The 19,835-nt window shown below is 57.7% G+C and carries 19 protein-coding genes; 7 read left to right on the top strand and 12 right to left on the bottom strand.

All coding sequences use genetic code 11. The annotated features are described in order from the left end of the window. Positions 1-34: 34 nt before the first annotated feature. The 3 genes from KP707_RS14640 to KP707_RS14630 all read left to right on the top strand — a co-directional run bounded on the left by KP707_RS14640 (position 35) and on the right by KP707_RS14630 (position 2,196). Positions 35-313, top strand: coding sequence for a hypothetical protein (locus tag KP707_RS14640; RefSeq protein ID WP_010505526.1), 279 nt, complete (start codon positions 35-37; stop codon positions 311-313). Between the two features lie 270 nt (positions 314-583). Further along, a complete protein-coding gene (locus KP707_RS14635; RefSeq protein WP_211499422.1) occupies positions 584-757 on the top strand; it encodes a hypothetical protein in 174 nt (57 codons plus the stop codon). A 770-nt stretch (positions 758-1,527) separates the two neighbouring features. After that, the gene (locus tag KP707_RS14630; RefSeq protein WP_211499421.1) at positions 1,528-2,196 is read left to right on the top strand and encodes a hypothetical protein; all 669 of its coding nucleotides are present in this window, start codon (positions 1,528-1,530) and stop codon (positions 2,194-2,196) included. Positions 2,197-2,407: 211 nt separating this feature from the next. Here the strand turns inward: KP707_RS14630 and KP707_RS14625 are convergent, their stop codons facing one another. The 4 genes from KP707_RS14625 to KP707_RS16890 all read right to left on the bottom strand — a co-directional run bounded on the left by KP707_RS14625 (position 2,408) and on the right by KP707_RS16890 (position 6,486). Beyond that, complete coding sequence (locus tag KP707_RS14625) at positions 2,408-2,764, bottom strand: hypothetical protein (protein WP_249206792.1); 357 nt, start codon at positions 2,762-2,764, stop codon at positions 2,408-2,410. 399 nt (positions 2,765-3,163) lie between these two features. Then, entirely contained in the window at positions 3,164-4,198 is a 1,035-nt protein-coding gene (locus KP707_RS14620; protein WP_015074928.1) for an IS110 family transposase, read from the bottom strand. A gap of 589 nt (positions 4,199-4,787) precedes the next feature. Further along, on the bottom strand, positions 4,788-6,263 hold the full coding sequence (locus tag KP707_RS14615; RefSeq protein ID WP_211499419.1) for a Fic family protein: 1,476 nt from the start codon (positions 6,261-6,263) through the stop codon (positions 4,788-4,790). A gap of 7 nt (positions 6,264-6,270) precedes the next feature. Beyond that, positions 6,271-6,486: a hypothetical protein gene (locus KP707_RS16890; RefSeq protein ID WP_228119317.1), complete on the bottom strand. Its 216-nt coding sequence runs from the start codon at positions 6,484-6,486 to the stop codon at positions 6,271-6,273. A 125-nt stretch (positions 6,487-6,611) separates the two neighbouring features. Between KP707_RS16890 and KP707_RS16885 the strand changes: the two genes are divergently transcribed. Further along, positions 6,612-6,890 (top strand): hypothetical protein, encoded by a 279-nt coding sequence (locus KP707_RS16885; protein ID WP_244901505.1) that lies wholly within the window; start codon positions 6,612-6,614, stop codon positions 6,888-6,890. 88 nt (positions 6,891-6,978) lie between these two features. On the opposite strand, the gene KP707_RS14605 is transcribed toward KP707_RS16885, so the two are convergent. The 5 genes from KP707_RS14605 to KP707_RS14585 all read right to left on the bottom strand — a co-directional run bounded on the left by KP707_RS14605 (position 6,979) and on the right by KP707_RS14585 (position 10,403). After that, positions 6,979-7,380, bottom strand: coding sequence for a hypothetical protein (locus KP707_RS14605; RefSeq protein ID WP_211499418.1), 402 nt, complete (start codon positions 7,378-7,380; stop codon positions 6,979-6,981). 19 nt (positions 7,381-7,399) lie between these two features. Then, complete coding sequence (locus KP707_RS14600; RefSeq protein WP_215751709.1) at positions 7,400-8,212, bottom strand: hypothetical protein; 813 nt, start codon at positions 8,210-8,212, stop codon at positions 7,400-7,402. A 109-nt stretch (positions 8,213-8,321) separates the two neighbouring features. Further along, positions 8,322-8,888 carry a hypothetical protein gene (locus KP707_RS14595; protein ID WP_215751710.1) on the bottom strand — a complete coding sequence of 189 codons (567 nt, stop codon included), beginning with the start codon at positions 8,886-8,888 and terminating at the stop codon, positions 8,322-8,324. Continuing rightward, on the bottom strand, positions 8,888-9,733 hold the full coding sequence (locus KP707_RS14590; protein ID WP_077804183.1) for a hypothetical protein: 846 nt from the start codon (positions 9,731-9,733) through the stop codon (positions 8,888-8,890). The genes KP707_RS14595 and KP707_RS14590 overlap by 1 nt, the downstream gene beginning before the upstream one ends. 115 nt (positions 9,734-9,848) lie before the next feature. Beyond that, positions 9,849-10,403 carry a hypothetical protein gene (locus KP707_RS14585; protein ID WP_215751711.1) on the bottom strand — a complete coding sequence of 185 codons (555 nt, stop codon included), beginning with the start codon at positions 10,401-10,403 and terminating at the stop codon, positions 9,849-9,851. 446 nt (positions 10,404-10,849) lie between these two features. Here KP707_RS14585 and KP707_RS14580 point away from each other — a divergent pair, with 446 nt between their 5' ends. From KP707_RS14580 to mobF, 3 genes are read left to right on the top strand one after another with little or no spacing between them, the layout of a single operon-like run. Then, complete coding sequence (locus KP707_RS14580; RefSeq protein ID WP_215751712.1) at positions 10,850-11,617, top strand: BRO family protein; 768 nt, start codon at positions 10,850-10,852, stop codon at positions 11,615-11,617. A 10-nt stretch (positions 11,618-11,627) separates the two neighbouring features. Further along, positions 11,628-11,978: a hypothetical protein gene (locus tag KP707_RS14575; RefSeq protein WP_099213608.1), complete on the top strand. Its 351-nt coding sequence runs from the start codon at positions 11,628-11,630 to the stop codon at positions 11,976-11,978. Next, entirely contained in the window at positions 11,975-15,151 is a 3,177-nt protein-coding gene (mobF, locus tag KP707_RS14570; RefSeq protein WP_215751713.1) for a MobF family relaxase, read from the top strand. The genes KP707_RS14575 and mobF overlap by 4 nt, the downstream gene beginning before the upstream one ends. Before the next feature lie 48 nt (positions 15,152-15,199). Here mobF and KP707_RS14565 read toward each other — a convergent pair whose 3' ends face one another. The 3 genes from KP707_RS14565 to KP707_RS14555 all read right to left on the bottom strand — a co-directional run bounded on the left by KP707_RS14565 (position 15,200) and on the right by KP707_RS14555 (position 19,830). Next, on the bottom strand, positions 15,200-16,561 hold the full coding sequence (locus tag KP707_RS14565; protein WP_215751714.1) for a hypothetical protein: 1,362 nt from the start codon (positions 16,559-16,561) through the stop codon (positions 15,200-15,202). Between the two features lie 508 nt (positions 16,562-17,069). Further along, positions 17,070-19,385: a type IV secretory system conjugative DNA transfer family protein gene (locus KP707_RS14560; RefSeq protein ID WP_215751715.1), complete on the bottom strand. Its 2,316-nt coding sequence runs from the start codon at positions 19,383-19,385 to the stop codon at positions 17,070-17,072. Positions 19,386-19,389: 4 nt separating this feature from the next. Continuing rightward, positions 19,390-19,830, bottom strand: coding sequence for a hypothetical protein (locus tag KP707_RS14555; protein ID WP_215751716.1), 441 nt, complete (start codon positions 19,828-19,830; stop codon positions 19,390-19,392). Between the last annotated feature and the right edge of the window lie 5 nt (positions 19,831-19,835).

Genomic DNA, 19,835 nt, shown 5'->3' with positions numbered 1-19,835 from the left:
GTTTTGATTCCGGGAAAAAGGAGCGTTGCACCAGATGAACAAAGACCGCCTCATGGCGCTGCTGCCCCCGCCGCAGCGCTCCAAACACAAGGAAGACCGCTACAAGGCGATTGCCAGCGTCCTTCAGACATTTGCCCTCAGCGCGTGGGGGCTCGGCATCGTGACCCCCCTTATTTCCGGGACAGGACCGTTGACCCCCATGCGTGCCGTCACCTGTTTTTTTCTGGGTGCGGCGCTTGAGGCAATTTCTTTGACTTTTCTGGCGTATATCCCCTATCCTGAGGACAAGACGGAGGCGAAAACCAATGGATAACATGACCCAGAGTATCCTGTTTATTCTTCTTCCTGCCGCTGTTTTCACCATCGGTCTGGGGCTTGCGATCGGACCGATTGCCACCCGGCTCGCAAAGTTGCGAACGTCCCATCAGTGACACCGACAGGCGGCCTCCGGGCCGCTTTTTTTTGTCCGCTCACCCGGTTTAGTCAGGCGGACGCGCCTCGTCGGCGCGAGCTTTGATGCCCCCAATGCTCGCCCCCCACAGGGGGGCTGCGCCAGGACAGAGAAAAAGACTAGACTGGCCCCATGTCACGACAAACAGTCATTCGCATCGGTGCGCTGATCATTCAGGTCGCCATTCTACTCCTGATCTGGCAGGGCTTTCTGCACCCGACACGGGGAGGTCTGCTGGTGCTTGCCGTGGGTTTTGTGGTGTTCTTTCTGACCCGGGACTCTTCCGGGAAAAAATCAGGGCAGTGAGCAAAGAAAGCAAAAGAGGATTGGGGGCGGCCCTGAAGGGTTCGTTCACTCTATCTCACTAGGCTCCTGCGTCGCCAAGTTCGACCGAGCCACAGCGTCCAGCCGCCCTCAACCGGGCGTCTGGCCCCTGCGTCTCGGCCCGTCCGGGTAACGGTTCACCCGCATCCTTTTCCAACGTCGGACGGTCCGGGTCTGGGGGATCGGTTCGTGAGACGGCTCCTCAACCTCCCCGGCCAGTCCTGCGGACCGTCCGGGGAGGCACGTTCCACGACGGCGGCCTCGCATCCAGCGTTCAGTCTGACAGTCGCCGTGCCAGTCCGTAAAGCCACTGCGCGACCCTCGGCGGCAGGTGTCAGGCCCGCGTCTGCTGCAGGGCCGCACGCGACCCCGCATCAGCCGCAAGCCTGCCCCCCTTGCTCAGGACGCTCCGGGCTTGACGGCCTGTCCCGTCGCCCGTCTTGGCCGGTGGCAGGATGGGCTCAGGAAAACGCCACCGTCGTTCCACTCTCGTCGCCGTCAGTGTGCTCGCCGCACGGGCAGGATGGGTCTAGGAAAACGACAGGTATTCATAAAGTAATCAAGAAATCTCTTTACTTGTCGCGCAAAAATAAATCGCGTTTTATGGCGGTTTTYTGCGTTTTTTYTCTTGTCATGAAAGGCCAAAAAGGCTATCTTTTACTTGTCGAGAGGGATTGGCTCTCAAGACAAAGCGCCCCGGTTAGTGCTCGAACACTAAGCCGGGACTTCGCTAGACTAGAAAGGGTAGTTTCATGTCCGACGCAGCAACCACAATCGCACCGAAGGCCCAGAACCGCAAGGCCGCAAAAAAGGCCAGCCCCGCTGCCGTCCGCCGTTTCAACGAAGCCCGCGACCGCACAAAGGCCATTGCCTCTCCCACGCTGGCCGACGTTCTCCGCATCGCCCCCAACGATGACAAGATTTCCGCCATTGTTCAGCATTTCGGTTTCGAGGCTGGTGACTATGACGAGCTGATGGGGGCCGGTTTGAGCATGATCCGCGACCAGTACGCGCTTCTTGAGGACGTTCTGATCGTCACCGACTTCCGGGGCGAGCGCAATTTCAAGGCCATGGAAATGCACCTTGGCCGTCTCGTGGACGGTATGGTCCGCTCTGCCTATGGCGCCGCCAACTTTTACGAGAACAAGCGCCAGATTGCTCGCGACGAACAGAACTCTTTCAGCAACGAAAGCCGCGACGAAGACCGCCAAGGCATCGACGGCGGGGAAAACCGCGTTGACCGCGCCGTTCGCTTTGCAGCAGCGCAGGCCCCGAAGGCTTACGCGCTCGCTGTTATGGCTCAGGGCGCATGTGACGCCTACCGCGAACTGTTCGGGGAAGACTGGAAGCCTTACGTTAAGGACAACGGCCGCACCCTCACCGAGAATGTCCGCGCCGCACAGTGGGGGGCAGTTCTCTAACGCCCACAGGCCGGGCCAGCAGGTCCGGCCACCCACCGGGGCCGCGCTGACGGCCTCGGCTCTGCCCTCGGCCTCTTCTCCCGTCCGCCCTAGTTCATCTCCCGTCGTTTTTTCCGGGAAGGCGGACGCGCCTCGTCGGCGCGGAGTGTTTTGCCCCCAGTGCTCGCCCCCCACAGGGGGGCTGCGCTAGGCAATCGAAGACGCAGAGCGTTCAGATTTCTTCGATCATGGACGAGAGCAATTCGAGAAGCCAGCCTCCAAATCCGGCCATCAGAGCCACGTCGAGAGCGCTGACCGCCTCTTTCTCATGGCCCAGAAGATACAGGCCAAGCGAAAGAACTGCGCACAGCGCCGTAACCGGAACAGCCAAGAAAAGTGCGTAGCGGGTCGAGCGGCGGAGCCAGAGCATCATCGTTGCCATGCCCGCTGAAGCGATGTGGAAGAGCGCAAAAGGCGTACCAAGAAACTTGGCGTTGTTTCGCTCACGGATGGCTGCGATCAGCCATTGGAGGCCAAAGAGAAAGAGGAAGTACGGCCAGACTTTCGGAATGGTGAGCATCTGTTTCATGTCCTTCTTCACGAAGCCGACGCCTCGGATGAGCGCGTGTTTCTTGCTTCAGAAAGGCAGAATGACGCGGGGAGATGCGACTGGTGAAAAGAAGGATCGGGGCGGCCCTGAAGGGTTCGCGCGCTCTTGTGTGAACGGCCTCTATGGCGCAAGGAAAATCTTGTCTTGAAACATACGGAACTGGTGCTCTCATGTGTCCGGCCTTTTTGTGCAGCCACTAGGGCCGCTGGCCATGATGAAGTCCGCGAACAGAAAACCTAAAACAATTCCACGCGCTTTAATGGCGCAAGAGCGAGCACGGTTTTATTCTGTTCCCGAAGCAGTCCGGTCTGTCATCAAAACTCAACACTCCCGCACATCTACCAGATCATCAAATGATGACTGGCTTTGTCTCTGATCTTAGCAAACGGCACACGGAACTGCCGAGGTGCCACGATATGTCTCGGCGCGGCTCATAAGAGCCCATGCAATCCTTGCTGTCTTGTTAGCCAATGCGACAGAGACAACGCGTCCAGGCTTTTTCTCCCGAAGCATCTGGCCCCAGAGATGACTGGGTGTTTTTTTACGATCTATGCGCAGGAGAGCAGTAACGCCTACGACAAGTAACCTGCGAATATACCCGTTACCGGCCTTGGTTATGCGCCCAAGCGTATCTTTGCCACCTGAGCCATGAACACGAGGTGTTAAACCAAGCCATGCAGAGAAATGTCTTCCCGACCGAAAAAGCTTTGGGTCCGGAACAGACGCTGCGATAGCGCTCGCGACAATCGGACCGATCCCTGGGACGGTCGCAAGTCGCATACTGTTTTCGTTATTACGATGCCATTGCAGGATCCTGTCATCCAGTTTTTCAATCTGGGTCTGTATCATACGAAGCTGATCTAGAAAGGCATGTGCGACGGTTCGTATTTCATTCGGCCACGAGTCTTGATTTTCATGGACAAGGCCTCCGAGAGACTTGGCGCCGACAACTCCTTTGGGAGCAATGAGACCAATTTCACTCAAATGTCCTCGAAGAGCATTGATGAGCATGGTCTTCTGCTTCACCAGCAAGTCTCGACTGCTGTGCAACATCAGAACAGACTGTTGTTCTACAGATTTGACAGGAACAAACTGCATGGTCGGTCGTGTGACGGCTTCACAGATGGCCTCGGCATCGCGCGCATCTGTTTTTCCGCGTTTGAGGTAAGGCTTGACGTAGTTTGGTGGCATCAGTCTGACCGTATGTCCCAAAGCTTTGAACTCGCGTGCCCAATAATGGGCTGACCCGCACGCTTCCATACCAATGAGGCATGGCGGAAGTTTCTGAAAAAATTTTAGGAGCTCGGCGCGTCTCAGTTGACGCTTGAGGACAGGCAATCCCTGCTGGTTAACAGCGTGGATTTGAAAAACAGATTTGGCGAGATCAAGACCGATAACTGCAATGTCTGTCATTGTTCTTCTCCGGATGCCCTGACTGGCAACGGCACCCTAGCACTAAAGTAAGGCATAGAGGCCGTTCACCACATCAATTCCGCTAGGCTCCTGCGTCGCCAAGCTCCACCGAGCCCCGACGTCCAGCCGCCCTCAACCGGGCGTCTGGCCCTCGGGTCTCGGCCCTTCCGGGTAACGGCTTGCCCGCATCCTTTTCCAATATCGGGCGGTCCTGGTCTGGGGATCGGTTCGTGAGACGGCTCCTCAACCTCCCCGGCCCGTCCTGCGGACCGTCCGGGGAGGCACGTTCCATGGAGGCGACCTCGCATCCAGCGTTCAGTCTGACAGTCGCCGTGCCAGTCCGTAAAGCCACTGCACATCCCTCGGCGGCAGGTGTCAGGCCCGCGTCTGCTGCAGGGCCGCACGCGACCCCGCATCAGCCGCAAACCTGCCCCCCTTGCTCAGGACGCTCCGGGCTTGACGGCCTGTCCCGTCGCCCGTCTTGGCCGGTGGCAGGATGGGCTCAGGAAAACGCCACCTCCATTCCTCTTTCGTCGCCGTCAGTGTGCTCGCCGCACGGGCAGGATGGGTCTAGGAAAACCGGGGGCGATCACCCGGGGCCGGGTGTGCGGGCAGACGAAAGAGACGGGCGGCTTGTCGGGTCTATCGTGGCGGTCAGGGCAGGCTGGCCGGTCAGGGTCTGACTCAGCGAGCGGCCCGGTTCAGAGGTGGGTGTCCGGCTGGCGTGGCGGGCGATCTCCCGATCCGTTCCGGCCAGATCGGTCAGGATTTCCGTTTCCCGACCGTGAGCCGCGCCGAACGCAAAGGCCTTTTCCCGACTGTCGCCATAAGCGGCCATGTCCTTCTGGACCTTGCCCAGCTCACGCGCAAAAGCGGGATTATGCCGCAGTTCCTGTTTGATGGCCTCCCCAAGCGCCGCATGACGGCCTCCGGCCTTCATGCCGGTAAAGGCCTGTGCTGCATCGCCGCCCTCCTGGCGGATGGCGGTCTCGATGTCGCGGCAGACGAGGGAAGGCGGGGCCGACCAGAACGCATGAAGAGAGGCAGCAGCCTTGCGGCCGTCCTCTTTCGCCCGTGCCAGGAGCGCGCTTTCGCGCTTCTCCTCCGCAGGCCCGAAGACAGCCGGGATGACCGGACGCGGCACGGGCCGAAGCACCGGAGCAGCAGAGGCCGTCAAAAAATCGGACTGCACGGTGACGGTGTACCCGCCGTCCTTTCGGACAGCGTTTCGCAGATCCGCGACAGGCACCGCCACGATTCCGTCAGGCGTTTCGAACGCACCGGACAGGCTGGTCCGTGTTTTGAAGATCCCCGAGACAGTTTCTCCAGGCGCGGCCGTGCGGATGACAAGGTCATCCAGCGGCCTTGCGGCAGGGCCAGAGCCCATGTCCTGCATCAGCTCCTTCAGGGCACGGGTGCGGGCGGGCGAGCTGGCGTCCGTCAGCAGGGCCGCCATGGCCGGATGGTCCGGATCCTGCGTGCCGGCAATGGACGCGGAGACCATCCGAGATCTCGTGATGACGGAGAGGTCCACATTATGCCCGTAGTGTCGGCCGAGTTCCGCGACAAACGCCTCCTGCGCTCTGCCGTTGCCTTCCCGGAACGGGTGGACGTAATTGAGTTCGTTCAGAACCTTGCCGGCGATGGCCGCAAACTGCTCCGGCGTTGAGGCCTTCAGGACGTCCGGGTCGCGGATGGGCTTGAAGGCCTCGGTCAGGCCCATGTCGATATGGGAGCCGGGCAGGAAGGTGGTCGCGTCCTTGCGCATCGAGCCGATCGGTTCGACCCGTGCCCCGTCCACGACCGGCCTCTCGTGGCGCATGTGGCCCGCCCATTCATAGACGTCCTGGAAGATATGCCGATGAATGGCCTTCAGGTGGTCGGCATCGAAATGGCCGGTCGGCCCCAGACCCAGCCGGATTTCCAGAATCCTGTGGCTGGTGCGGCGGTATTCTTCAGGGTGAAGTTCGGAATGGCGGCGAAGGCCGAGCCGGCTCCGCAGGACGTCTGTCTGGTCCGGATCGTCGGAGACGTTCGGGTAGGTGTAACCGTGGGCGGGAGGCATCGACGCGTCAGAGGGCGGGATTCAGTCTCCGCCCCAGTTCAGCAAGGTCGATCTGCCCCGCAACGAACGACTGGCAGGCATCCTCGATAAGGGGATCATGCGTGTAGCCCTGCCGTCTCTGGGCCGCGAGAGTCCACTCGACCGCGTCCTGGCGGCGCGCGCGCTCTTCATCCGAAAGAGCGGGAAAAGGCGTCGGAGCGAAGAGGGTTTTGGCTGAACTCATAGGAAGAAAATAGCGGTTTTTGCCCGGAATGGCAAGGTTTCCGGTGGTTCGTGGCCGTTCTGAAGATGTGTTTCAAGGCGAGATTTTTTGCGTTCAGTCGCAGAACGCGGCGGCAGGATGCTCTTATGACGAAGAGCCTTTCCCCTCTCGATAGCCGCCCGAAGCATCTGACCGGGCCGCGCCTGTCTCTTGCCCTGTTCCGGATCGGATGGTCCGAGCGTCAGGCTGCCGAGAAATGCGATATGCACAGAAACCAGTTCCGGCGCTGCCTGGACGGCACGTCCTCACTTCCGGCTGATCTGTCCGTGTGGCTTCTGGATCTGGAAGCGGCCCATCTGGCCTATCCCTGTCCCCGGCAGAGAAAGGCCGATCCCATTCTCGCCGAGATCCGCAAAGCCGGGTGACATTGCCCGCGACGTGGTGGGTTCCGGTGTCTCCACGTCCAGGCTCAGGGGATATGAAAAAGGCAGCCCGGAGGCTGCCTGATCGTCATCAGTCGTGGTGGTAACTGAAACCCTGTGTCCCGTCTGACATGAGAACCGGCTCACAGCGCGCTGTCGGATCGGCTGCCGCTGCGTAAGGCTTGATGAGTGCCTGCTTTACCCAGCCTGACTTCATGTTCATTTGCAGCGCTGGAACATAGCCGTTTACCGGGGCTGTATCTGATTTTACTGCCAATACTTCGGCGGCTCCGCCCATGGTCTGCGCACCGTCCCGTGGCTCGCTGTAGAGCATAGGTGGATGGTTGAAATCCATCTCCTGCTCATGCGTCAAATTCAGCATCGCACAGCTATACCCTGGTAGGGTCTTCACCGCGTGGCGTGCGGCAGCCATGGCGTGAGAGGATGTAAGCGCTGCAACGACAAGCAAAGGGAAGGAGAGTGTCCGTTTCATGGTTAAATCCTAGCGTCTATTAAGAGTTTAGAACAGGCAATGTTGCGCCTGATCCCATCTTGTCTGCGACTGATTGCCTCCACTGACTGACCGTCTCACCTGCGGAAATGCCATTTTTTGCGAGTGCGGACGCGCTGTATGAAGGAAGTGTTTCGGCCATAGTGGCGTCCGGATTGGCCTGAGCGATGGCGCGACCCGATGATGGCCCGAAATTATAGTAACCTCTGACATCTACAGAGGTAGGATTGCTGATCCCTTGGTTTTGCAGATAGGTGGCTCCGTCCTTCAGGTACTGTGCGGCCGCTACTGCTTGTGTTGCCGGATCCTGTTGGCCTGCGGTTCCTGACGTAATGGTGCTGGCGAGGCCGGGGTTGGCTGCGAGTGCCTTGCGCATTTCCTCGGTGTAGGTTCCATTCGACATCTGGAACGCACCTGTAATCGTGTTTCCTGAATTGTTCGCCGTATAGACATTCTGACAGCCGGATTCCACCTGACACGTCGCCGCCAGGGCAGCCGGGTTCACGCCAATGGAATAAGCATTGTCAGCGGCCTGATAGCCCCATGCGCGACTATAAAGTGTTTGCAGGGCGTCCGATCCATTCGAAACGGGCTGAGTGGTCTGGATGACCTTACCGTCTCCGCCGATCTGCTGGACGGTCCCGGCTGGGACTGTGAAGTTCGGCAGGCCGACTTCCGGATAGACGACATGCGGGACTTCCGGCAGGCCGTTAGGCACTTCGATCGACTGCGCCTGGCACGAACCGCTGAGGCCAAGTCCAGCCGAGAGGGCCAGGCCTGTTATCAGAAAGGATTGTTTGACGGGGGGCGGCATTGAGCACTCCTGTGTTGGGGGTCTCAGTATCCGCCTGTCATCTGCGACTTTGAGGGCTGTTTGAGACGCTGCCTGATGGCGCAAGGCAGTGTGTCCGTTTTGGACACACCTAAATGAGGTGATCGAGGATAATTCCAAACACGGTTCCCCCGACGATCATGGTGGCGAACCATCCGGCCCGCTTGCTGATTTCGTCTCTTCGAACCCGGGTGCCCGCCATCACGATCTGGGCTTTCATGCTCTCGGCGATTTCGCCTTTGACCGTTCCAAGGACTTCCGCGACCTTTGCCTTGACGGTCTTTTCGTCAATCTTCTGAAGCTGGCGAGAGGCGGCCACGCCTTCATGGAGAGCACGCCTGACCTCAATCACCTCCTCCGTTGCGGAGCGTGTGCATTGATCCAGCAGGCTTTCACACTTCGCGACACACTGCTCCATCCGCTTCTCGGCCTCCTGAAACAGCGCTCTGTGCGCTGCTTCGGAATGTTCACGATCCTTGAGGAGGAGGGCCTGATGAAGATTGTTCATCTCCATCAGGATCATGAGGCCGTCCAGAACCTTGGCCTCAGGTGAACGCGGCCGAAGCGTCCACCGATGCGTCTGCTCACGGAGCGCATCCAGTGAGCTTTCAAATCTGGCCTGACAGCCGGAAATCCTCTGGGTAAGGCCGTCAGACATTACACGTCACTTTCGGCCGGAACAGGGAGGCCTTTAGGCATATTCGGTAGGCGAGGCTCGCCTAGCTCCCGCAGGAAGACCGGGAAGTCACGGCGGTACCAACGGTCAATCGCGAGCCGGTCAAAGATTGAGGTGGTCGGGAACCCGTCCTTTTGTTCGCCCTCGGCATAGGCGCGGAACGTGAGCGTTCGGTCACAGACGTCTTTCATGGGCTCGGCGGCCGGATAGAGGACCAGCTTTGCGCCATTGTCCATGGCTTCGACAACCGCGGGGTGAATGGCAACCTCTTCAAAGACGTCATCCACATCCAGGGAAGGAGGAATAAGGCCTTCGTTGAGAATGACTGCGGCGTTCCGGGGAGAGAACTTCTTGTTCGTTTGGAGGTCTTCCAGATAATCGAGATCTGCGCGTTCATGGCCGATGAGGAACGCCACTGAGAGCGTGATGCCCATCATGTCGAGGGCGCGTGTCAGTGATTCCGTGCTGATTAACTCATGCAGCGCTGTCCATCCGCCGCCGATGTCGAGAATGGCGTCATGGCGACTTTCCATGAGAGACTGGATCTTTTCTTCCAGCCATTTCCGCTGACGTTTCGTGTCACCGCCTGTGGGGCTTTTAGCATCATGGAAACTGGAAATGGAGTGCGACCGGTTCAGCAGATCGGTGTTCCAGATTTCGGGTGTGCCGCCCTGCTCGTGGATCGTCTGGGCGAGAGCATTAAGCAGGGTCGTCTTCCCGACCCGCTGACGGCCAATGATCGTAAAAATAACCGGCTTGCGCTTGGGGGCGGCTGCCTTCTGGTCGGCAGCGCCTGTGGGGGCTTTGGCGGCAATATCCTTGGTCATGGATGGTCGGCTCCTGATGAGGCAGCCCCCTCACTGTGAGATGGGCTTCTCTTCCTCTTTCAGACACCATAGTGCCGGGCCATTCTGCGACTTAACTCCGCCGCTCAGAAAAAAATCAGTCTGGCGTGAGCCTTCTTTTCTCTTCTCTGCGCGCCCGGAGCTTTGCCCGGATATGTTCCAGAGACTGGCGACCCTCAGCAGAAATGTTCGTATGCGGGTCCGCGTTTCTGGAGGACGGTGACGTTACGGCGGCCGAAATGGCGGGCACCTGTGGCGTGGCGGCAGGTGGCGGCGCGACGGGTCTTTCCTCACGTTCCGCGTAATACTCTTCCACAGCGGCAGGCCGCCAGTCTGCCGGGGTTCGGCTCGGCGGTTCTGGCGTCTGATCGGGTGCGTCGTTTGGCGGTTTTCCGACTGTGATTTTCTCTCGCTCGCTCTTGAGGCGTGACCACATTTTTCTGATGGCCCCAAGTCCAACCGGAGAGAGTTCGACCTCCACACCATCCTTTTTCGCGGCTTCGGCGATCATCTCCCAGGTGGCGATTTTCGCCTCGCGAAGTTCAGACACGATGTCCTGATTTTTTCTGAGCCACTGATAGACGGCTTTCGAGTGCGGTTGAGCAGGGCGTGTCTTGTGTGCCTCCTGAATCTCTCTCAGTGCCTTGGACATGATCACTTTCGCCCCCGCTTTGTGTCCGTTCTGGACACACCTCGCACTCTGAACCGTTTTCACGGCCTCTGGTGCGTCGGACCTCTTTCGCAGGAGAGGCATCTCCGTGTCAAGTTCGAGGCATCATGGAGGCATCTACGAGGCGTCTCCGAAGCGATCTCGAGGCTAGTACGAGGCGACTGCGAGGCGGGATTGAGAATTGACGAGGCAACGATGAGGCAAAGAAAAGAGCTTCTTCATAGACCATTGCACCGTTGGTGCGGACGGCTTCGCCGCGCAGGGAAAAAGAAGAGGGGTAGGTGTATCAATCTGATAGACCTACCCTCGTTTGAAAGCGGCGCTTCGGTCTCTCGGTGCAGTCGCAGATCAAGCGGTCATCATGGCTTTCGAAAGGGGAACACCAGTCCGTCTCATCGGGAGGCAGAACCCCTCAGCAGGAGCCTGACGTGCCAAGAAAGCAGAAAGCTATATCGCCCCCCCTCGTCGCTGATGTGGACTACGTCGAAGCCGCGCAGTTCCGTTTCAACGACACAACTCTTCAGACTTTCGTAAAAGATGGCGAAGTCTGGTTTCGGATGATGGAGGTGTGTGAAGCTATCGCACACAGCTCGCCTGCCGTGGCAGCTCGTGGGCTTGATGACGACGAAAAGCGGACGATCGCGCTACCATCCTCAGGTAGGATTCAAAATCAGATCGTTGTTAGCGAGAGCGGTCTCTATCACTTCCTGATCAAGTCACAGCTTCCGCTTGCGGTTGCCTTTCGTCGCTGGATTACCAAAGAAGTTCTCCCGAGCATCAGGCGGAATGGATTCTATTCACGCCCGGGAGTGGAACTGGCGATCGCGGGAGTTCAATCAGTGGACCCGGCTGACCTTACGCGCCTTCAGGAAATGCGTCGCCTACCGGGCCGGTATATGGTTCTGAGTCTGCCGGATCGCCCTTTGCATGTTGAAGCCCGTGATCTGGACGAGATCCTTGTTGAGGTTGATCAGGCCGATGTGCAGGCGTTGGTGAGTTCTGCCCAACTGGTCGGATCCCTGTGGCGGAACTTCCGAACCGAGGACGTCATCATGAACAAGGCCGTGACCGAAAATTCCTGCGGCCAACAGCTTGATCAGGCCATCTCGCTGAGCACTCGACTGGCGCAATGGGTCATGCAAGCGGCAACCACCGCACAGAAGGAGAGGGAACGGCCTGACGCTTTGACGAAATAATCTCAGTCGCATGAGGGCTTTCTATCCTGCCCTCATGACAGATCAGACCCAGACCCCCAACCGCGCTCCCGAGACCGATGTTTCGGATCGAGAGCTTCTTCAGCATCTCCTCACCCGCTCTGACGAGCAGGGAGAAGAGATCCGGTTCATCAGCGAAAAGCTGAGTATCCTGATTGAGCTTCTGACCCCCTCGGAGAAAGGGGACAGCCCGACACTGGATGATATTCTCGCGCGCCTGGTCGAGCTGATGAAGGATCAGGAGCCGGTCATCAGGCGCATCGACCATACGACGGCCCGCAACAATGACCTGCTTGAAGGCCGCAAGGTTCGCACGAAAGCAGAGGACGGCCGCCCGTCATGATGACCTTCCGCAAGATCTCGGCGGAGTGCAACGGCCGGTTCGTGGCCGCCTATTTTACCGAGGGCGCGCCGGATCCAGAGCACGATTTTCGCACGGACACCGGCAAGGTGCCTGACGGCGACGGTCAGCGCCTCACGAACTACTACCTCGGCCGCGATGGTCGGGCCTCTTTTAATCCGGGCATGAGTCAGAAGATGGCGGACGTGCTCGGCGTAGATCGGCGTGCCATGCCCACGACCGAAACACTTGCGGCCCTGTTCGAAGGCAAGCGCGCCGACAATGGCGAGCAATGGTCTCAGGCCAAGCGGAAGATCAGCGCCTACGACCTCACCATGGCCCCGCACAAATCGGTCACGCTGGCTGCCGAGTTTGCGCCAACACAGGCCGAAGGAGCCGCGATCTGGAACGCAGTGCAGCGGGCTAATGACGCGACCATGCAGTATGTGGCCCGTGAGCTGGGCTTTGCCCGACGCGGCCATGGTGGGGAAGACGGAGAAGAGGCCGGGGAGGTCGCCTGGACGTCCTATCGGCACCGTACGTCTCGCCCGACCCTGACCCTGCATGATGCCGAGACCGACACGACCTATCTGCGCGAGGCTCCGACCGGGGGCGATCCGCAGATGCACATCCATAATTCGCTCTACAATGTCGTTGTCACCGACAGCGGCCATGTGGGGTCGCTGGACACGAAGCGCCTGCGATCCCGCGTCCATGAGTTCGGAGCCTTCTTTCAGGCGGAGCTGGCGGATGAGCTTCGCAAACTCGGGATCGCGCAGTCCTACGACGCCAAAGAGCAGGCGACCGTCATTTCCGCCGTCCCGCAAGAGGCCTGTGACGCGTTCTCCAGCCGCACGGCCGAGGTGACACGGGCTGCGCGAGCTTATGCCGAGAAAGAAGGTCATGACTGGAACGCCATGACGGCCGAGCTGAAGAACAAGATGCTCAAAGCCGCCAGTCTGGCGCACCGGCAGAAGAAGAATGAGTCCGCCGACGACGTACAGGCCTGGCGCGAGCGCGCCGCCGAGATCGGGTGGGAGCATCACAGCGTTCTCGATACAGCCGAGGCTCCTGCGCTCACGGGCGCCGAGCGGCACGAGCAGGCCTATGCGTTCGCGGCCAAGCATCTCGGCAAGGAGTTCGAGACGGCTGCCGTGCTCGATCACGACAAACTCCGGATGTACGCGGCACGCGGCCTCATCGGTGCGGGGATCTCAGGTGGCATTGAGGACATTGACCAGGTCGTCAAACTGATCGAGGACAAGGGCCTTGAGGTCCGGGGCGAGCAGGTCAGCCTCGTGTCCTGTGTGAAGAACGATCGGGTCCGCGTGACCAATACGGCCCAGATCCGGGTCGAGGAGACGCTCGCCAAAGAAGCCGTGCGGGCCTCGGCGGATCGCAGCGCTTCCCTTTCGGATGCCCAACTCACAGAGGCCATCGAGCGCTGCGACCTCGATTTTGACAACGAGCATGGCCAGTCCCAGAAGGCAGCGATTTACGCTCTGGGGAAGGCCGGAAAGATCTCGATGCTTACGGGCGTTGCGGGCTCCGGCAAGACAACGCTGCTTCAGCCGCTCGTGGATGCCTGGAAGCGCGACACCCGGTTTTCGGAGAAGGGCCGTGAGATGATCGGCCTTGCGACGGCCTGGCGTCAGGCGGATGCGCTTGGCGATGCCGGCATCCATCAGCGCTACGCCATGATGCCCTTCCTGAGCCGTCTGGAGAAAGGCGAGCAGACCGTGGATGAGAACACGGTTCTGGTCATTGACGAGGTCGGGCAGATCGCACCGCGCCAGATGCTTCAGCTTCTGGAACTTCAGCGCGCGAGCGGCTGTACCATCAAGGCCCTGGGGGATCGGGAGCAGGCACAGTCCATTGAGGCCGGTGATACCGTCGAGATCCTGCGCAGGGTTCTGGCCAAGGAAGACATGCCGGAATTGCTGTCCACGGTCCGCCAGACGACCGCCCGCAATCGTGAGATTGCCGGACTGTTCCGTGGCGAGAAACCCGATGCCGATGCGCTGGAAGCGCTTCGACCCAAAGGGAAGGCAGCTTATGCCAACCGGGACGAGGAAAACTCGGACGATCCCCGCAACGCCTTTCACCTCGAAGAGGTGCGCCGTGCGATCGACATGAAGCGTGAGGATGGCACGATCCGATTGGTCGGCGGCGATCAGGACGAAGTGCTGCAACAGATTGCCGAGCTGTATGTCACACGCCGCGACGCTCTGGCCGCGTCCGGTTCAACGCGTGGCATCAGCATGTCGGCCCTGACCAATCAGGACGCGGCCGATCTCAGCCGCGCCGTCCGCAGGATCCTGCAAGAGCGTGGTGAGATCTCCCGCGATGAGGTCAAACTCGATGCGGTCGATCAGCGCGGCGAGGCCTATGAGCTTCAGGTTGCGGCCGGAGACAGGTTGCGCCTGTTCCGGCGCACCTGGGGGACGGTCGAAGGGAAAGGGACTACCGTTGGCAACAACGGCGATGTCGTGGAGGTTGTCTCTCACGGCAAGGACGGTCTGCGCGTCCGGATGAAGGATGGTCGGGAGGCAGATGTTGAGTGGCGTCGGCTGAAGGACCATAAGACCGGCCGGATCCTGCTTGGTTTCGGTCATGCCATGACCATTGATGCCGCCCAGGGCCTCACCTCAGACGAGCATATCAACGCGCTTCCGCGAGGTGTCGCGACGGCAACCGGGTTCACGTCCTACGTGGCGGAGAGCCGGGCCAAGGGCACGACCTGGACCATGATCTCGGACGGCGCCACGTTCGAGGCCGTGCGCAATGGCCGGGCGCTTGGCGACACGACCGAGATCACCAGTGACGATCTGTGGAACCATGTGGCCAAGGGCATGTCTAACAAGCCTTATAAGGCGCTTGGCATGGATCTGCCTTTTACGTCCCAGGCCGAACGGGAGAAGCACGTTCAGGAACTGATCCGCCTCGGGAAGATGCAGGAGGAGATGGCGCAGGACGGTCGGGACTATGGGCGCGAGGTGGCCAACCGTGTGCAGGCGATTACATTTGAGAAGACCGCTGCGCCTAAATTGAAGGAATTGGACAAGCAGATTAAGCAACTTTTAAGTCAAGCCGGTTCCTCAGTACCAAATATCGAACAAGAACTGCGCACGAGAAGAGCAAAAATTGTAAATGCGATGTTCCCAGACATTTTATAATATTAACATGAAAATTATATAAATTCCGATATTTTTATACGGATTTTTCTATCTTCGGTCTCGTATCTTCTTCTTTGCCATTATTATTTCGTCTTTCCATATTGAATCGTAATGTTCAGAAAATAGAAAGCTTTTTACATTTAAATCGGAGAAAATACGAGATGCTCGCGGTATTATGGAATGTTCAAACTTCCCTTTATAAATAATTCTATCCATACAGTTTTTTATTCCAATTATTCCAATTGCCTGACAAGCATATTCGAATTCGTTGGAAGACAGAACAGAGAACGGGTATTTATATAAATATTCAATATTAATATGTTCAACTTTCATCTTTTCAGTAACTGCAAGAAAGAGCCTTTGAGATAGATACGGATTAACGAAATACCAATCTTCCATGGTTATTATCATTGAATAAGAAGGGAGATCATTGACATTGAAGTTTGTGAGGCCTTTATATATATCTTTTATATTTTTGTAATTTTGAACGATGGCTTCAGCTAGTATTTTTATATCCTTGTCCATGTGTTGAGGGTCTATAGTTGTTTTTGATCGTAAAGTTAATCTTTTGGTCTTCGTTTCGATAAATAAGTTTGCTGATATATCGGACAAAACCCAGTCTACCCCATGTCTGGGGTTCTTTTTTACTGTATATGGCTTTATTTTTGTAACAGAAAACCGATCTTTATCACAAGATGTATTTATAATTTCCCCAACGAAATTTTCAAAAGAGGCTCCAAAAGGATTGGTAAAGCGTTCATTGTGAACGAGATCATAAAAAATACCGGACGTTGATCTTCTTAGTAAATACATAGGTATCGGACAAATTACGTGGTTCCGTTTTTGTGAATCTAAAATAATTAAAGGATTTGAGATTAGAGGATTCCACGTATATGCCCAGTTCTCATTGTATTGTTGAGTTAAACGCAGATTTTCTTTTAGGTCTTTTAGTGAGATTATTATTTTTTCGAATACCCGACAAGATTGTTGTTGATTTATTGAAAAACAATCAAAGTTGGTTGATGTGTCAAAGTAAATGTTTCTAGATATCATAGACTTTGAAATTATCATTAGGAGCAATATTTTTTCAATTCCTAGGCCGTATTCTTCTTCAATCAATTCTCTTAAATTTTCGTCTCCAAAAACCATGCTGGCTTTCGTAATTGATAGTCCTTCAGGGTCGTTTTGCCATATAATTTGCCTGTGAATAATACGGTCAAGTTCTAAATTATCAAACTTATTATTTATTGATCCAACGGTCGCCGCTAAATCTTCTATTTCTCGCAGCATTTCTATCGCTTTATAGAAATGATTCCAAACACTGAGAGTCTTAGTGCCATAGGTGTTGCCGTTTAATATCACCTCGCGAATTAAAATTTCTATTTCCCATGAATGGATATGCTTTTTCATTAGGGAAATATTACTTCTATGCCACGAGCAAAAATATGACGGAAGAGGGGTGTCTTCTTGTAAGAAAAGCAATATGTGCTTCAGAGCATTTAGGCTGTCGACGATCTCGAAGTTACGGATATAGTTCCTGAATGGCTTATACTGTTCGTAAAAATCCATTATTATCCTCGATTTGATGATATAGGATGATATATTTATTGTTCTTGCTTAGCAAAAATATTGCTATGTTTTCGAGATGGCATCACTCAGTCTACGAAGATCGACTATCTTATTACAAATTTATCAAAGATCATCAACATGGACGCTCTGTTCCAAAGTTAAGATTATTCCCGATACCAGCGAAGCCTAGGTGGAATCAGACTGTAATCACTGGTTCTGGTATACCCACCGCCGCGCTTTAGCGTTACGTAGGATGCACGTTACGTCGTGCCATGCATAAGCGGGTGACGGTGGACATAGTGTAGAACGCGTTTTTGGCTCCATGCCTATGCCTGATAGACACTATAAGTCACGCCTTAAGTCTGTCACCAAGCGTCTTGGATGCAGCCAAGATTTCTCTTTCGCTCGCCCCTTTGGCGCCAGCCGTGTTGGCCGGAAGAGCCCTAAGCTGATCGCGCGTCGCCAGAACCAGCACAGCACGACGACGAGGCGTCCGGCCTGTCCGACTTCCCACAAGGCGCTCCAGTTGCTCGACCCGCCCCAGAAAGGCCCCATCCATGGGTTGGGACGGCACAAGGCTTTCATCCTTGTTGTCGTCGCGATTGAAGCGGCCCCAGGCCAGCATCCCGGCAAACGGCGTGCTTCCGTCCGCCTGTCCCTGTGTGGTCGCAGTCCGCAGGTAAGACGCGATTTCCGTCAGGTTTGTGCTGACATCGCCCATGAGGGCTTTGCTGTCCCGGTGGTTCTCATTCGCGATCTTGCCGATCAGGGCTTCGACCGCTGGTGGGAGGGCCGAGCTGGCGGTCTCGATCTGGAAGTCGCCGTTTTCCAGCGTTTCGACAATGCCCCAGGTCTCGGCGTCCGGATCCACACCGTGTCCGGACTTGGGCGAGGGGAGCATGACCGGACGGGCGCGGCGCACTTCGCCGGAGCGTCCATTGATGTCGGCAAAGAAGGTCTTGGAGTGAATGACGCGGCCGCCAAACATTGTCACGGCCTCACCTTCGATCAGGCTTTGCAGATCGTTCCAGGGCAGACGGGAAACTTCGCGGACCTCAGCCCCTGAGCCGTTGTAATAGCCATAGCCATCATTCTCCACGCGGGTTGCCTGTGTCACCTCGACCTTGTCGGCCTGCTGTTCCAGCCATTCACGGGTCTTCATGGCATCCTGAAGCCGCAGCGCATGGGTAAGGTTGGCATTGCCAAGAAGCGAGAAGGCCTTTTCGCCAATCCGGGCCGTCAGGCCGGGCAGATCCTGAAACGAGATCCAGAACATGCAGTTCAGGCCACGGCCCATGGCGAGCATCCGGTCCATGCCGTCCGTGACATAGGCGGCCAGCTCGTCAAAGAAGATCTGGAATGGCGCATCACCAGCTCCGGCCTTCAGCTTGAACACTTCGCTGGCAGAGCCATGCAGCTTTGCCCCGAGGAGCTGGGCCATGACACCGCGCAGTGAGGCCACGACGATCTTGCCCAGGCCCGCGAGACTGTCTGACGAGTTTTCCAGCGAGGGCAGGATGACGATCAGGATGCGGCGGTTCAGGACCACATCGCGCATGATGATGTCGGCCGTCTCGGCACTGAAGATATGCCCAAGGCTGACGCCAAGCTGGGTGAAGACGCGCGAGAAATACATCTTGGCATAGCCGTGCTGCTCGGACGGCTTGTTTTCCTTCTGCGCGTTCCACTCCAGAGAGGAATCATAACCGGGCAGTTCGCCGAGATACGCCTGAAGCGGCCACAGCACATCGTCCGGAATATCCTCGACCCTGCGCTCGATGGCCTGATTGGAGCCGGGATTGCGAATGAGAAAGACCTTGTGCCGGGCGAGCGTCCCGATCCAGCGCAGGTCGGTCGCATAGCGGATGGCGTCGATATTGATGGGGATGCCGTGCGTGTCGCGCATCCAGACGAGGGCCGGAACCACTGTGCCGATGAGGCCGACAGCGCGGTCGCGGAAGACGCCATTGGAATCATTGGCCGACTGTTCGCCGAGCTGGCTGACCAGCATTTCGCGGATGGCGTCCGCATTTCCGGTGGCAAACGGATTGAAGGTGTTGGAATCCCGTGTGCCGGAGGCGGCGAGGAAGTTCAGCGCCAGCACCTGGTCATCGAGCCCGAACCGCCGTGCGAGGGCCAGCACATCGCCGTAAACCGTGTTGTCGCCTTTGGCGTCCACGAGGATGCAGCCGGAGCCATGGGCCAGGGCGTTCGTCATCAGGGAGACAATGGCCGTGGTCTTGCCGGATCCGGTGGTGCCCGGAATGGCTGCGTGCTGACGGGCCGCGTCCGAGGACATCCAGAGCTGGCGGCGGGTCCGGGCTTCCGTGCCGAGATAGAGAATGCCGTTGGCCTGACGGGCCTTGCGATCCTTGGGGTTCAGATCGTTCGCATCCTTCAGCCCGCTATAGCGTGGCATGTGAAGCGGAAGACGCTCAGGACGGAGGACCACCCAGGCCGCGACGGCCGGGGCCGCGAGGATCAGCGCGCCATCTATAGCGGGCACGAACCAGCCCAGGCCGACCCCGACGAAGCCAAGCCATCCGGCCAGAGGGGAACGCAGCTCTTCCTTCGTTTTCGTCCAGAACGGGCGGGTATCGCGGTATGTCTTTCCCCGCTCGACCTGCTGATGGCCAAGCGGGGCACCAATCTTTCGGGCCGTCATGGTCTCAGTTCTCCAGCCCAAATGGCGAACCGGCCTGTGCGGGCGCGGGTGCTGGCGACGGCATTTCCAGATGGGCGGGCTGATGCAGCGCCTTGAGGATCTGCTGTGGTGTCGTGGCTGCCGCAGCTTGCGGCTGAGTCTCCAGCGGGCCGCTGGAGGGCAACGGCGGAAGAGGCGCGGATTCCGGCATGGTGGGAGCCGACGCGTGCAGGCCGCCAAAAGTATATAACAGACCTGCACAGACGACGGCTGTTGCGGCAACCGGCAGGAAGCGGCGGATCCGGCCAGGCGCGGCGGTCTGCGCTCCAGCCGGGGCGATCTCGGCCTGAGCGGCCGCGAGCGGCAGGGCTTGCGGAAAATGGAGATGGATCGGGGCCGTGTTTCCCTCCTTGATGTCGAGCGTGACGGGAGCGTTCTGGCCGTGCTGGAGAATGATGCGGGTCATGAAAC

The organism is Gluconobacter sp. P5E10 (assembly GCF_018812145.1).
GTDB classification, from domain to species: domain Bacteria; phylum Pseudomonadota; class Alphaproteobacteria; order Acetobacterales; family Acetobacteraceae; genus Gluconobacter; species Gluconobacter cerinus.
Note: the sequence above shows the minus strand (reverse complement) of the source record. Positions and strands in the feature narration are given on the sequence as shown.

What these genes read in the sequence shown, in the direction of transcription:
- KP707_RS14640 (WP_010505526.1), top strand. Translation starts at nt 35, where the DNA reads ATGAACAAAGACCGCCTCATGGCGCTGCTGCCCCCGCCGCAGCGCTCC.
- KP707_RS14635 (WP_211499422.1), top strand. Translation starts at nt 584, where the DNA reads ATGTCACGACAAACAGTCATTCGCATCGGTGCGCTGATCATTCAGGTC.
- KP707_RS14630 (WP_211499421.1), top strand. Translation starts at nt 1,528, where the DNA reads ATGTCCGACGCAGCAACCACAATCGCACCGAAGGCCCAGAACCGCAAG.
- KP707_RS14625 (WP_249206792.1), bottom strand. Translation starts at nt 2,764, where the DNA reads ATGAAACAGATGCTCACCATTCCGAAAGTCTGGCCGTACTTCCTCTTT.
- KP707_RS14620 (WP_015074928.1), bottom strand. Translation starts at nt 4,198, where the DNA reads ATGACAGACATTGCAGTTATCGGTCTTGATCTCGCCAAATCTGTTTTT.
- KP707_RS14615 (WP_211499419.1), bottom strand. Translation starts at nt 6,263, where the DNA reads ATGCCTCCCGCCCACGGTTACACCTACCCGAACGTCTCCGACGATCCG.
- KP707_RS16890 (WP_228119317.1), bottom strand. Translation starts at nt 6,486, where the DNA reads ATGAGTTCAGCCAAAACCCTCTTCGCTCCGACGCCTTTTCCCGCTCTT.
- KP707_RS16885 (WP_244901505.1), top strand. Translation starts at nt 6,612, where the DNA reads ATGACGAAGAGCCTTTCCCCTCTCGATAGCCGCCCGAAGCATCTGACC.
- KP707_RS14605 (WP_211499418.1), bottom strand. Translation starts at nt 7,380, where the DNA reads ATGAAACGGACACTCTCCTTCCCTTTGCTTGTCGTTGCAGCGCTTACA.
- KP707_RS14600 (WP_215751709.1), bottom strand. Translation starts at nt 8,212, where the DNA reads ATGCCGCCCCCCGTCAAACAATCCTTTCTGATAACAGGCCTGGCCCTC.
- KP707_RS14595 (WP_215751710.1), bottom strand. Translation starts at nt 8,888, where the DNA reads ATGTCTGACGGCCTTACCCAGAGGATTTCCGGCTGTCAGGCCAGATTT.
- KP707_RS14590 (WP_077804183.1), bottom strand. Translation starts at nt 9,733, where the DNA reads ATGACCAAGGATATTGCCGCCAAAGCCCCCACAGGCGCTGCCGACCAG.
- KP707_RS14585 (WP_215751711.1), bottom strand. Translation starts at nt 10,403, where the DNA reads ATGTCCAAGGCACTGAGAGAGATTCAGGAGGCACACAAGACACGCCCT.
- KP707_RS14575 (WP_099213608.1), top strand. Translation starts at nt 11,628, where the DNA reads ATGAGGGCTTTCTATCCTGCCCTCATGACAGATCAGACCCAGACCCCC.
- mobF (WP_215751713.1), top strand. Translation starts at nt 11,975, where the DNA reads ATGATGACCTTCCGCAAGATCTCGGCGGAGTGCAACGGCCGGTTCGTG.
- KP707_RS14565 (WP_215751714.1), bottom strand. Translation starts at nt 16,561, where the DNA reads ATGAAAAAGCATATCCATTCATGGGAAATAGAAATTTTAATTCGCGAG.
- KP707_RS14560 (WP_215751715.1), bottom strand. Translation starts at nt 19,385, where the DNA reads ATGACGGCCCGAAAGATTGGTGCCCCGCTTGGCCATCAGCAGGTCGAG.
- KP707_RS14555 (WP_215751716.1), bottom strand. Translation starts at nt 19,830, where the DNA reads ATGACCCGCATCATTCTCCAGCACGGCCAGAACGCTCCCGTCACGCTC.